The sequence below is a fragment of the Streptomyces sp. JJ66 genome (assembly GCF_019303495.1).
GTDB lineage: Bacteria > Actinomycetota > Actinomycetes > Streptomycetales > Streptomycetaceae > Streptomyces.
Genome location: NZ_JAEVFI010000002.1, coordinates 350,225 through 363,742 on the forward strand (window position 1 = coordinate 350,225; position 13,518 = coordinate 363,742).

Here is a 13,518-nt window from a genome sequence, read left to right on the forward strand (position 1 = left end):
GCTTTCGCCCTACACTGCAGAGTCAACGAAGTGGGATTTGCCGCCGATCAGCGTGACGATAGCGCCCAACGGCAGCACCTGCTCCGGGTCCAGACAGTTTCCGATGACCAGAAGGCCCTTACCACCCTCTGGCGGGCACGAAAGGACGGCCGCCAAGCCTAGCTTCGTCCAGCTATCGACATGGTTGAAGGTAGCTGTGGCACCGCCCGTGCTGCTTTCCGCTAGTGGGGGAAACAGAACCAGCTCACCACTGGGGCTGAACCTTGGTTGGGACATGATGCCGACCCCGAGACCGATTTCCGTCTCAAACAATTCGACATACACCTCCTTCTTGTCTCCGAGTTCGCCTCCGAACTGTCGGAGCACCACCTCCACCAGGTCAACGTCGCGATGAATGGGTGGCGTCGCCACAACTCCAGCGGTGACCTGCCACGCGGCATCACCGTGCTCGCTGTCTGGCACTGCCAGGAAGCCGCTCATGATGATGCCCTGTTGCATTATCGTTTCACGCCAGGCCATGAGCGCTTCGGTGAGCGAGGCACGGAAAGCCGCATCCTGGTGCGGATAGCTTTGGTCGATCAGGTCGGCACAGCGGTCGTAGGCGGCTTGGACGTCATCGCCGTCCACCAGTAGATCGAACCAGTCTGTGGGGGCGTAAAGATTGATGACTCCTGGTTCTATAGAGTCGGCTGCTGAGGCTCCGATCACCGGCCCGCCACCTTGGTCATAAACGGCGCGAAGGGGCTGCGGGCCATGCGCCGAATGGCTTCGCTCACCGGGACGCTCTGGACCTCTTCATTGGGGAAGATCTCCTTTGGTCGAGGGCCGTCGTCCGCAATCCAGTCCCGGGTGTCCTTGTAGAACTGGTAACCGCCGCCAGGCCCCATGGAAAACGCGTTGCCCGTCCAAGTGTAGGAGAATCTGGTCGCATTCATCGCCAACTCACCGCCCTCAATGACCCCGGGGTTAGTGAGCACACTGGACATGAAACTGGGATATGAGGAAACGGTAGGCTTGAACTTCATGGAGTCGGCGATCAGTTTACCGTACGACATTCCGCCCGATCCCACCCGGGCAAGTTTCAGCCCGGCGGCGAAGGCACCTCCACCGAAAGCGAGGGTGACAGCATTGGTGATCACCGTTGGATCACTGAACGCCTTCAGGAAGCTCCCCGTCTTTCCGGCAGCGGACAGGTAGGAGGTGAGCAGGGCCACTCCTCCGAATATGAGCGCGGGAACAGCGAGAAACTGCAGGCCCGGTATGAGCGATAGAAGTCCCATAAGCGTACTCAAGAGACCGGCAGCGGTGGCAATGAAGTCAAGGAGGGGTGCGAGGTCCTTCAAGGCGTCGAGCACCTGATCTGCAATATCACCGAGCGCTTCGGTGAGTTCACCGATCGCGGCGCCGAGTTTGTCGAGCCAGCCGGGCTCGTTGGGGGCGATGTCGATGGCCTGTTTGATGCGGTCGGCGATGTCCTCGCCGTACTCCTGGTAGGAGCGGGCGAGGCCGCGGGCGCGCTCGCGGATGCGGGCCAGTTCGTTCTCAGCGAGGCTTACCGCGCGCTCTGCCGAGGTGTGGTCGTCTTCGAGTTCCTCGCGCTTCTTCTTCTCCGCCGCGGTTTCGCCGGCGAGCTCCCAGGGCATCGGCTTGGGAGGAAGGGTTCCGAGCTTGGTGTTCGCCGAGTCGACCGCGTCTTTGGCGGTCTGGGCCTCGTCTTCCAGCCTGAAAGCCTGGCGCTGGGACGTTTCCATGTGCCGGGCCCAGTCCTCCAGGGCGCCAGCGGCCTTGGTGAAGGAGTCACGGGCGTCGTTGACCTTGGGGCGGAAGTCGTCGTGGAACTGCTCCCGGAATGCCTCGGCCGATTCGCCCTTCCAATCCCCCCGGCCGGTGCCGTTGAGGACGTGCGCGATGTCGCGGAGGGCGTCGGCGGTGTCGCGGACGACAGAGGCGACGTCTGCGGCTGCCTCCTGGTCACCGGGACACGGTACGAAACCGAGTGCGGGGAACTTGCCTTCGAGGTCGGGCGAGCGTGGCGGGCCTGACCAGGGGGTGGTCACACTCACTTGCCCCCGCCCTTCTGGGGGTTCCGCAACGCATCAGCGTACTTCGTGTCGATCTCCTCGAAACCCTTTTTGATCTCCGCGAGTGCCTCCGAGGCCACGTCGGAGAACTTCGCAAGCTGCTTGATGCCGTGGGACCACTCGTCACCGAACTGGTCCATGCGCGCCTCGAGTTCCGTGACGCCCATCGCCGCTCCGTCGACTTTCTCCATTTCCCGGCAGGGCTTCTTCATCTGATCCGAGATGTTCTTGATGTCCTTGCGTGTCTGCTCCAGCATGTCGTAGTCGACATAGATCTGGTCCGAACCGCTCATGTGCCCCCACTTCACGACGTACAGGGCAGCGGGGAGCGCGACGGGTCGTCGCGCTCCCCGCTGCCTCCGAACCGGCTAGGCCGTTTGGTTCAGCCCTTCATCTGGCGGGCCAGGTCCTGGTCGAACTGACGGAGGCCGTCGGCCGCACCCTTGAGGAAGTCCCCCATGCCTTCCAGCCCGCCAACGGTCTTCTTGGCGCCCCGTGTGAACTCCTTGAAAGAGTCGTCGAACGCCTGAGAAGCGCTTTCGGTCACGAAGCCGTCCCGAACGAGACCCTCGACGTACTTTTCCAGGCCGTCGAGTTCCTTTTCGAGGTCGTCCTTCTTGTCCTTCAGTTTCTTCTCGGCCTTCTTCATCTCTTCGAAGGTTACGTTTACTCCGCTCATCGAGCAGCCCTCCCTCACGTAGTGGTGTCCCCCCGACCACCAGCGCGCGTGTGTTTGCAGTGGCGCAAGGAGCTTTGGGTCCACCTTACGATGATGCCCTGGGCAGCGAGCACCCCTCCCCCAACCGGCCGCCGGGCGTCAGGGCATCGGTGTGGTGACCGCCATTAGCACGCCGTCACCAAGGTGCAACAGGCCCTTGCCTGGCTCGACCTGGCCGCCGATGAGGCTTCGGGACAGCCGGGTGCCGACGAGGTCCGCCCCCGACGTGCTCTGGGGAGAGAGCAGGATGCCGCGACGAGCTTTCTGGGCTTCCACCTGCCAGCCTGAGAAGCCGGAGCACATCTCCTCTTCGTCGCCCGCCATGACCAGAGCCCGGCCGTGTTCCGCACCGCGACGCACCAGGGTCTTCAGCTCGTCCTTGGCCCCGCAGCGGTCCAGAAGTTCGGCGTCGTCAACCAGAACGGCGATCGGGTCGGACACCGACGACGTCCCGATGAGGTCGGCGAACTCATCCTCGTCGATGTCGTCGTCGGTGAAGACCCGCAGGACGCCTTCTTCGCCAGCTAGCTCCCGCAGTGGTGACGCCTGCGGCGCGGCCACGACGAGGCGGGTGCCGTGGCGGAGGTAGGAGCGGGCGAAGTTCAGCAGCACAGTGGATCTGCCGGACTTCGCCGGTCCGCCGATGATGAACGCCGCAGTGCCCTCTGCCAGATCGGGGCCGAAGGCCGTCAGCTCGTCTCCGCCGACTCCGACCAGACCCCAGAGCGGAGAGCTGGTGCTCTGTACGTCACGCATCTCCCAGGCGTCGTCAAAGCGGAGCTGAGCGGGCAGGACGTCGACCCGGAACGGGCGGCGGCTGCGCGGCACGTCCTGTTCTCGTTCGGTGGCAGCTGCTCCGATAGCGGCGATAGCCGCGGACTGGGCCTGGCCGGAGACGTCCGCGTCGAGCAGGGCTATCTGGGCGTCGGTGCCGGTCTCGCTGCGCAGCATGCGTCCCGGTACCAGCTGGTCGGGCACCTTGCGGGAGTTGAGGCCGATGAGGGAGTAGTCGGTGCGGTCGGATAGCCGCAGGCTCCACTTGTCCTCGGTCAGGGTACTGATGCGGCCCATCAGCAGGCTGCGGTCGCCGGTCAGGATGGCGTGGACGCCGACGCTGGCGCCCTCCCGCAGGATGGTCATCAGCTCGTCGGTCAGGCCGCCGTTGTCGACATCGTCCAGGGAGGCCGTCCAGCCTTCCCAGCGGTCGAGCAGAACCACGATGTGGGGCAGCCGGTCGGCTTCGGCCACGGCAGCGCGCTGCTCACCGATGTCAGCGTAACCGTCGGCCGCCAACAGGTTCTGGCGGCGGCTGAGTTCCTGCTTGAGCCGCTTGATCAGCCGCACTGCCCGCTCGGTCTGGTTGCGCCCCACCACCGCCCCGCAGTGCGGCAGCTTGGCGAGGGCGTTCAGCGCACCATTGCCGCAGTCGATGCCGTAGAGGTGCACGTCAGTGATGGAGTGGGTGCGGGCTAGCGAGGCGGCGATGGTGCGCAGCAGCTGCGATCGGCCGCTGCGGGGCGAGCCACCCACCATCAGATGGCCGAAGTTCGCGAAGTCCACGGCGAGCGGGCGCCGGTCCTGCTTGGCTGGCAGGTCCTCGATGCCGTACGGAGCCGCTGGAAGCGCGCCGAGGGGGGCTGGGGCGGGAACCTCATCGAGCAGGATCGACTCCGGGAGCGCGGGCAGCCACGGGCTGTGCTGGGCAGGGATGCCGAGCCGGTCGTTGGCTTCGTTGACCGCGTCGACCAGCACCTTGAGATCGGTGATCTCGTCTTCTTGCTGCTTGGCGCCTGCGGGCCGGGTGAGAAGGGCACGGCCCAGTTCAGTCCATCCCAGCTGTGCGGACCATGGTGGCGGGAGCTGGGTGTCCTGCGCGCCGGGGCGCCGCCCTCCAACGCGTCCGGACTGGAAGGGCACGAGGGAGGAGTGGCCGAGCCGCACGTAGGCCCGGCCGGGCGTCGACTTGGCAATGTGGCCAGCGTCCGGTGCGTCGATGACGTCGGAGGACTCGCCGCCGTCTGTCACCCGCAGGGCAATCCGCAGGTTGGTATTGGCCCGGATTTCGGGCGAGACGACCCCGGACGGCCGCTGGGTCGCCAGGAGCAGGTGGATGCCCAGGGAGCGTCCACGCTGGGCGATGTTGACCAGTCCGGTGACGAAGTCAGGCAGGTCGCGAACCATGGAGGCGAACTCATCGATGACGATCAGCAGGCGTGGCATGGGGGCGAAGCGTCCCGGTTCCCGGCGGAGCAGGCCCTGAAAGTCCTCGATGTCCTTGGCCTCGGCGTCGGCGAGAATGTGTTCGCGGCGCGTGAGTTCGGCCCCGAGCGACTCCAGGGCGCGCTCGACCAGGTGCGCGTCCAGATCGGTGACCATACCGACGGTGTGCGGGAGCTTGACGCAGTCCTTGAAAGCACTGCCGCCCTTGTAGTCGACCAGGACGAAGGTCATGTTCTCCGGCGTGTTCGCCACGGCGAGGGCCGCGACGATCGTCTGCAACAGTTCCGACTTGCCCGAACCGGTGGTGCCCGCGATCAGGCCGTGCGGCCCGTCCTTGCTCATGTCGATGGAAAAGGCACCGTCGTAGGACTCACCGATGACGGCACGTGTGGATTGACCACCCAGGTGCCAGCGCGCGGCGACGGCCTCGCCCGTGGGCGGTTCCAGTTCGAGGACATCCAGCAGACGGCTGGCGTTGGGGATGGAGGCGTCGTCGGCGGCTCCGCTGATGTCCCGGATAGCGGAAAGGGAGCGGGAAACGAGGGCGCACCACGCCGCGGTGACGAAGTCGGGCCGGACGCCGCGCACGCGGTCAGCTCCGGTCTGCTGTACCCGCAAACGCACCAGGTCCTCTCGCGGGGCCGCGTCAGCTTGACCGTGGGCGGCCTGGACAGGGTGGGGGTTCCAGGGTGCGAAGCTGGGGAAACCGCTCACCGCCGGGGTAACGGAATCCGAGAGGGGAGCCGCCTCGCTTTCCCGGCGTCCCCGCCTGCCGCGCCGCGACGTGGACTCCTCAGCGGCCGGTGTCACAGGTTCCGGCTTGTTCTCCGGTTTCGGTTCCACCACGACGACGGCCTGGCATTCGCCGGGCAGGAAGCGTTCCTCCGCGTCGAGGCACACGGCGAACATCCGCGCCGCAGGGCCTTCGCGCAGCAGTCGCACGACCCCGGGCAGCGAGCGCAGCCTGCGGGAGCCGTCCAGCACGATCACGAGGTCGGGCTCCTGGAAGATGGCACCCCGTGCGTTGTGCTCCTTCATCGCCTTCTGGCGTGCGTCCAGTATGGCCGTCAACTCCGCGAACCGCGCCGCCACCGTTTCGGCGTCGGTGCCCAGCAGACAGTTGGCGTCCTGTTCCAGGGTAGGGCGGGCATGCGGCAGCCAGCGCGTCCAGTCCCAGGCTTCCTGGCCCGAGGCGTCGGTCAGGATGTAGAACTGCACGTCCAAGGGGCTGTGCAGCACCGCTGTCTGGGCCAGCAGCCACCTTCCGAGCGCCCGCGCCGTGTCGCCCATGCCCGCGACGCCGACCACTCCTCGTTCGGCCAACGGGATGGTAACCGGCGCATCGGTCACGTCCCAGGTCACTTTGCGACGGTGATCATCCTGTTCGGGATCGTCGAGCACCACGTCGGAGGGCAGCGAGCAGGTGCCGACCCGGATGAGCAAGTGATCGCCGTCGGTCCTGCGCCGCTCCCACAACCGGGTGCGCGGCCCGGTCGCGGTGTTCAGAATCGTTCCCGGGTCGGGCGCACCGAAGCGCCGCGCCTGTCGCTCGGCCGCGAGAGCGGAGCGGGCGTCCTTCTCGATGCGTGCCTTGTGTTCCTCGTACTCCCGGAGCTGCTCGGCGTAGGACTTACGGCCATGCCGCTTGTCCATGAAGTAGTTGGCAAAGAGCATGATGGGGCTGGCGACCGCCATGAACAGGAAGTACATGCGGTCCAGCGCGATAGCCATGACGACGGCGGTCACCAGCGGCAGCAGTGCCATCAGCCAGGGCAGCGGACGGGCCTGCCCCTCCGTCGGGCGCGAGGGCAGCCGGAACGTGGTCTCGCGGTCAGGCGGAAGAAGACGTGGCGGACGGTTGTAGTCGAATCCCTCGCCGTCCTCGGAGACGCGCAGGGCCGCGTTCGGGGGCGTGTAGGGCGCGAGTTCGATGAGGCTGTTGCCGAGGGTCAGCTGTGCACCTCCCGGCCAGGCGGTATCGCCTTCGACCTGCTCGCCGTCGAGGCGAGCGGCCTTCCTGACATCGCCCTCTCCGTGGACGGTGAGGACGCACCTTCCGTCGGCGCCGATGGTCAGGGTCGCGGCGCGGTCGGCCATCTCAGGGTCCTCGATGCGTACCCGGCTGGTGGCGCCGCGCCCGATCTCCGTACGCCCGAGCCCCAGACGGTGCACCGTACCCGCCGCAGGGCCTCCAGCTACCCGCAGTTCCGCGACGCCGGTCGGCTCACCCGGGGCACACCCCGCGGGGTCGTGGAGGCTGACGACACAGCCCTCGCGCAGCGCGGACTCCAGCACGGTCTGTTCCGGGTCGAGCGGGTAGCCGCCCACGAAAAGCTGGGGCGCACCACCTCTGACGCGCTCCCCGCCGAGCTGGATGACCTGGGCGCCGCCTCCGCCCACCCGCTGGGCCAGCTCCTTGGCCACGGCCCCCACCGGGGACTCGGGATCGGCGTCCAGCACCACGTCGGCGCGGCTTCCACCGAGTGGGTCGACGACGGTCAGCGTGAGACGCACGCGGTTCCTCCCCGGGTGATGGCTCCGTCGTAGGGACGATATCTTCCGCCCAAACCGGTCTCTGTTCCTGGTGTGCTCTCGTCCCTTCCGCACCGAGAGCGCACCGCGGAGACGGTTTGCGCTCCTGTCAGCGCAAGCCACGGGCAGGGGCAGAAATCCGCGATCGCAGCTCTTGAGAAAGCGGGGCGGCCCGCGACATAGGTCCAGACCACCCCCGCACTCCGGCGCGCAGCCGTGACCCTCTCCGTGCCATCATCGTGCGGCAGCAACGGACCGAGGACGCTGGGGGACCCCCGGAAATGCAGAGCGGACGACGCAGAACGGCAGGCGCCCTGCCCGCTATGGCCATGGTGGCCGTAACCATCAGCGGATGCGGTGGCAGCAACGGTGGACAGACCAGCGACGCGATCGAGGATACCGGTGACCGCACCACGAGCAGTGCGTCTCCCACCACGAAAGCGCCTGCGGCACCACCCGCACCCCGCTTCACCCTCCCCCCGGACGTCACGGTAGAGGTCGAAAGTCCTGACACGGGCGACGCCGGGAAGGCCGCAGTGCTCCATGACGTCGAGTATTCGGTCAAGGCTCGCATCGAAGCAGTCGCCAAGGGGGAAGGCAGCACGCCCCACCTCTCCCGGTACTTCACCGGCAGCGCGTTCCGATACTGGAATGACAAGATCGAGGAAAAGCGCGAAAACGGCGAAACCGTGGCCGGAACCTACCGATTCTTCGGTTTGGAGGTGACGGAGCTGAAGGGGGACGTCGCCGCCGCACGGTTCTGTGAGGACCAGAGCGCGGTGTACGAGAAGACCCGTAACACAGGTGAAGTCCGCCGGGACAAACCCCTGGAGACCGAAGTCGTCCAGATCACGCTAGGGGCCGAGAAGAGCGACGAGGGTGTCTGGCAGGTCAACCGGTTCAGCTGGAACAAGGGGGTTCCAGCGTGCGAGCGCGACTGAGCAGGCATGAGATTCGAACAGACCTCACCATATCGCCAACTCGCTGGAGTTGTAGTGGGCTCGGGCGCCGTGCTGGTCATGCGGTGGGCGGGGTGGTGTAGCGGGCTTTGAGGTCGTTCCAGCGGGTGGCCTGGTCGGGGGTGAGGCGGCCTCGGAGTTCGGCGAGTTTGAGCAGGTTGGCTTCGGCGCCGCTGGTGAGGGTTTGGGCCTCGGCCCGGTAGTGGTCGTCGATGAGCGCTTCGAGGTCGGCGTCGTTCATTACCGGCACGATGCGCTCGGCGAGCTGGTTGGTGGTGCGGTAGGAGCCCTGGAGGCGGAACGGCGGCTCGGTGCGGGTGGCGTCGTCCTGCCCGGCGGAGGCGATGTAGGCGGCGTTGACGGTCAGGACGGTGCGCCGCACGTGCAGCAGTCGGCGCAGGACGGCGGTGATCTGCTCCAGTTCGGTGGGGCTGGCGGGGTGGGTGAGCCGGTCCGGGGTGGCGGTGGTGTCGCCAGCGGCCATCCGCACCAGCAGGTCGATGTCGGCGCGATCGCGGGCGGCGAGCGGGGCGAGGATGGGGTTGGCGGTGAGCGCGTTCTCGATGTGGCTGAGCGCGAACAGCTCCTCGCGGCCGCCCAGCACGTCGCCGAGGTTCCACACGTCGGCGCGGTTGGCGAGCATGTCGGGCACCTGGAAGCGGGCGCCGGACTCGGTGAAGGGATTCCCGGACATCACCACGGCGAACCGCTTGCCGCGCAGGTCGTGGCTGCGCGGGCGGCCGTCACCGGTCGAAACGCCGTCAATGCGGCGCTGGGCGTCGCACAGCGGGACGAACTTCTGGAGCAGTTCGGGGGACAGGTGCTGGATGTCGTCCAGGTAGAGGCAGACGTTGTTGCCCATCTCCAGGGCGAAGTTGAGCTTCTCCACCTCGCGGCGGGCGGCGGCGTCGGGTGCTGCGGCCGGGTCGAGTGAGGTGGTGTGGTGGCCGAGCGCGGGTCCGGCCACGGTGACCAGGACCAGGCCGAGGCGGGCCGCGACGTACTCCACGAGGGTGGTTTTGCCGTAGCCGGGCGGGGAGAGCAGCAGGAGCAGGCCCTGGCTGTCGGTGCGGCGTTCCGTGCCCGCGGTGCCGAGCTGCTTGGCCAGGTTGTCGCCGATCAGCGGCAGGTACACCTCGTCGATGAGCCGGTTGCGCACGAAGGACGGGAGTACGCGCGGGCGGTAGTCGGCCAGTCGCAGTCGCTCGCGTTCGGCGGCGAGCAGGGTGTTGCGCTGCCGGGTGTAGGCGCGGTGGGCCGGGACGCGGTGGGTGCGGAAGTCGGCGGTGCGGGTCAGGAACTCGTCGAGCCGCAGCGGCAGTTCGCCGCCGCTTAGCCGGGGGTGGGTGCCCAGGAGGGCGGGGACGGTGGCGGTGAGCGGGGCACGCACCTCGCGGCGGTCCAGGGCGTCGCCGGTGAGTTCGACGGCGACGGCCTCGGGGAGGTCCGCGTCGCCCTCGGGGAGGTCCGCGACGGGTGCGGGGAGGTCCGCGTCGGTCTCGGGGAGGTCCGCGACGGGTGCGGGGAGATTCGCGTCGGCCTCGTCCGCGACGGGTGCGGGGCGGTTTGGCCCCGGCCCCTGGGAGGCCGCGTAGGAGTGCAGCCAGGCGTGGGTGAGCTGGTGGCGGGCGGCCAGGTCGGTGCCGAGGGCGCGCAGGTCCTCGGCGAACTCCTTCGCCCCGGTGGAGTGCGCGCCGCCGAGCGCGGCGCGGAAGCCGTCGAGCAGGGCGCGGGCGGCGGCGCCGGTGGCGAACCGGGGTCCGCCGAGCGCCAGTTCCTCGACCAGGTAGGCGCCGGTGGTGTCGGCGACGGGCAGCGGCAGCCGGGTGGTGTCCGCGAAGTGCCGGGCCGCCGCGGTGATGTCGTCCGCCAGGTCGGCGAGCGCGGCCGGGGTGCCGAAGGCGGCGCGGGCGCGGGCCAGGGACTGGGCACGGACGGTCCAGGCGGTGCGGGTGGGCTCGTCGGTGCCGTAGGCCCACAGCAGCTGGGCGGCGGCGCGGGGGGCGGGCGGGAAGCGCAGCAGGTCGGCGTCGGCGCGCAGGCGCAGCACGGTGGCCAGGATCGCGGCGGCGTCCAGGTCGTGCACGCCACGGTCGTACCCCTCGTCGTAGGCGGCCTCGGCGGCGGCGCGGACGAGGGTGAGCAGGCCGTCGGCGGTGGCGGCGGCGTCGTGCAGCACGGCCGGGTCGGTGGCGTCCAGCACGCTCGCGGCCAGGTGTTCGGCGCGGTAGACCTCCGGGGACTCCGAGGGCAGCGGCTGGTCCCAGAAGGCGCGGGTGTGGGCGAAGTCGGCGTCGGGCACGGGGGCGCGGTAGTCGGTGCCGGTGACGGCGAAGACCAGGGCGCCGTCCTGCGGGACGAGGGTGAGGTCCACGGGCTGGGTGGTGACGGCGAACCGGTGGCGGCCCAGGCGTACGGTGCCCTCGGCGTCGTAGAGGTCGGCGCGGTCGCGCAGGGCGCGGGCGGCTTCCTGGCGGGCGGCTTTCAGGCGGCCGTCCAGTTCGTCCGCGCGGACGGTGTCGTCCAGTGCGCGCAGCTCTCCGGCGCTGGCGCGGACCTTGGCCACCAGTGGGTCGGTGGTGAAGTAGGCGCTCACGTCCTCGGCGGTGGCCAGGGTCGCGGCGCGGCGGACGACGGTGGCCAGCACCCGCTCGGCGGACTCGGCCAGCCGCTGGGCGTGCCGGGCCCGCTCGTCCAGCTGGGCCTGCTTGCGGGCGGAGAAGGTTTCGTAGATCTCCTCGCGCTGCCCGTCGAGCTGCGCGAGCGCGTCGTCCACCAGCGCGAACCGCGACTGAAGGTCCTCCAGCCGCAGCAGCAGCGCGCCCAGTTGCTCGTCGCACTCGGCGGGGGTGCGGGCGGCGGCCAGGGCTCCGGCGACGGCCTGGCCGAGCAGCGCGAACTCGGCGGTGAACTCCGCGCGTCCCTCGCGTTCGCGCAGTTCGCGGCGGCGTCCGTCGAGCACCGCGCGGGCCCGGTTGACGGCGGCCATGACCTCGCCGACCCGCTCCAGCAGCGCGGTGCGCACGGTGACGTCGGTGACCTCCAGGCCGCCGGCGACGTCGGCGACCGTCCGCAGCCGCTCGTCCTGTTCGGCGACGCGCTCCTCGATGGGCGCCGCCTCAGCCACGGTGGCGATCTTCGCGGCCCGCGCGGTGAGGTCGGCGAGCGTGGCGGCGGTGGTGTCGAAGGCGTGCGGCTCGGCGAGGGCGGCCACCGCGCGGCGTCCGGTCGCCGCCAGTGCCTCGGCCACCTCGCCGGACAGCGCGCTCACCCGCGCGGTGTCCACGTGCCGCAGCTCGTGCAGGGTCTCCACCGTGCCCTGGGCGCGGCGCAGTTCGGTCAGCAGGGTGACCCAGGCGGCCGGGTCGCGCGGTGCCTCACCCCGGGCGCGGCGGATCAGCGCGGTGACGTGCTCGGCGGTGCGCGCGACCCGCTCGGCGGCGTGCGCGCGCAGCTCCTCCACGCGCGCGAACTCCGCGACGACCTGCTCGGCGGCCGTGCCCAGGTCGGTCAGCGGCTCGCGCAGGTCGGTGAACTCCGCGTCGGCCAGCCACGGGTGGCTGTCGGCCAGGCGGGTGCAGGCGGCGGCGATGTCGGCGAAGACGGTGGTGCCCGGGGCCAGTTCGTCGGCCATGCGGGCCAGGGACAGCGCGTCCGAGACGGCCCGCACCAGTTCGGCGTTGCCGACGCGGCCCAGCGGACCGTCCACGGGTGGCTGGGCGGCGGCGTACGCCTCGGAGGTGAACGGCGTGCGCCACAGCTGCACCGGGTGGAGGCGGGCGGGTTCGGTGTCGCGCGGGCGCAGCACGGCCAGCGTGCCGTCGTCCAGCAGGGCGTGACCGCGCGCGGTGACCGGCGCGGCGACCTCCTTGCGGATCTGGTTGTAGGGCAGCAGCAGCGTGCGGCCTTCGGCGCGGGCGTGGAAGACGTACAGCACGTCCTCGCCGCCGGGTGCGGCCACGGCGTCCTCGAAGGCGAGCCCGGTGGTGTCGGTGTCGAAGGTGCGCGCGGCGGCCCCGGCGGGCGCGGTGGCCAGGTAGCAGCCGCCGGGGAAGATGATGCCCTCGTCCTCGGGCAGGCGGCGGCAGGACAGGCCGATGCCGTCCAGCCGCACGACGTCCCCGGTGCGCTCGTTGAACACCAGGTAGCGGTCGGCGTTCTCCTTGTAGGGGCGCACGCGCAGCAGCACGAGGGGGCCGACGCGGGCGTGGGCCACCTCGGCGTCGGCGAGCGACTGGAGTGGTTCGTCCACCGGCTCGGAGTACACCCCGTCGGGCGTCTCGGTGTCGTCGGTCAGCTTGACGACGAGGCTGCCGCCGACGGTGGAGACGAACAGCGTCCCATCGGCCACGGACACGTGCGGGTGACGGCCGCGCACGTGCTCGCCCCGGGTGGCGGTGACCCAGGTGACGTCGTGCGGCGGCGGCGCGGTGTGGTCGCGCTCGCCCTTGGCGTCCAGGTAGCGCGGGGGCTCGTTTGGGGCGGACAGCCGCCAGCGCAGCACGCGCAGGTCGCCGGGGCGGTCCCCGGTCCGGAACACCGCGAGCAGCAGGGTGCCGGTGCGGCGCAGCTGGAGCAGACGCGCCTGGCGGTAGTAGCGGTGCAGTTCGGCGAAGTCGTGCTGGAAGCGGGCGTCGTCGAGCAGGCCGGGCACGGCGTCGGGCGGCGCGGGGCGGCCGTCGGGGTGGTGGAGCTGGAAGACGTCGGTGACGGCGGCGGGCTCGGCGCCGGGCGCGGGAGCGGGGTGGAACCCGGCCAGCAGGTGCCCGGCGACGTGGACCAGGGCGCGCGCGGTGGCGGGCTGGGCGGTGTGCAGGTCGGCGTTGCCGATGAGGGACAGCTCGGTGGTGCCGAAGGTGGTGGTGCGGCGTTCGTTGAGCGCCTGTGCGCGGGCGGCGAGCGTGCGGGCGGCGGTGGTGAGGCGGGCGTGGAGGAGGTCGTAGGCGGTGTCGGTGCCCGTAGTTGCGGTGGGGGCGGTGGCGGGGTCGGTGCCCGTGGTGCTGGTGGC

At 69.7% G+C, this 13,518-nt stretch carries 7 protein-coding genes; 1 reads left to right on the forward strand and 6 read right to left on the reverse strand.

Translation table 11 applies throughout. The annotated features are described in order from the left end of the window. Positions 1-9 precede the first annotated feature (9 nt). The 5 genes from JJV70_RS03510 to JJV70_RS03530 form a co-directional block, all read right to left on the reverse strand. Positions 10-708, reverse strand: coding sequence for a hypothetical protein (locus JJV70_RS03510; protein WP_219046158.1), 699 nt, complete (start codon positions 706-708; stop codon positions 10-12). Further along, positions 705-2,063, reverse strand: a complete 1,359-nt coding sequence (locus tag JJV70_RS03515) for a putative T7SS-secreted protein (RefSeq protein ID WP_219046159.1) — start codon at positions 2,061-2,063, stop codon at positions 705-707. The genes JJV70_RS03510 and JJV70_RS03515 overlap by 4 nt, the downstream gene beginning before the upstream one ends. Continuing rightward, positions 2,060-2,374, reverse strand: a complete 315-nt coding sequence (locus JJV70_RS03520; RefSeq protein WP_257573229.1) for a hypothetical protein — start codon at positions 2,372-2,374, stop codon at positions 2,060-2,062. The genes JJV70_RS03515 and JJV70_RS03520 overlap by 4 nt, the downstream gene beginning before the upstream one ends. Before the next feature lie 89 nt (positions 2,375-2,463). Continuing rightward, a complete protein-coding gene (locus JJV70_RS03525) occupies positions 2,464-2,844 on the reverse strand; it encodes a WXG100 family type VII secretion target (RefSeq protein ID WP_308294662.1) in 381 nt (126 codons plus the stop codon). Positions 2,845-2,898: 54 nt separating this feature from the next. Continuing rightward, positions 2,899-7,533: an FtsK/SpoIIIE domain-containing protein gene (locus tag JJV70_RS03530; protein WP_219046160.1), complete on the reverse strand. Its 4,635-nt coding sequence runs from the start codon at positions 7,531-7,533 to the stop codon at positions 2,899-2,901. A 341-nt stretch (positions 7,534-7,874) separates the two neighbouring features. Between JJV70_RS03530 and JJV70_RS03535 the strand changes: the two genes are divergently transcribed. Further along, a complete protein-coding gene (locus JJV70_RS03535) occupies positions 7,875-8,492 on the forward strand; it encodes a hypothetical protein (RefSeq protein ID WP_219046161.1) in 618 nt (205 codons plus the stop codon). A 76-nt stretch (positions 8,493-8,568) separates the two neighbouring features. Here JJV70_RS03535 and JJV70_RS03540 read toward each other — a convergent pair. Next, positions 8,569-13,518: DNA repair ATPase (locus JJV70_RS03540; protein WP_219046162.1), on the reverse strand; the 4,950-nt coding region annotated here is incomplete at its 5' end.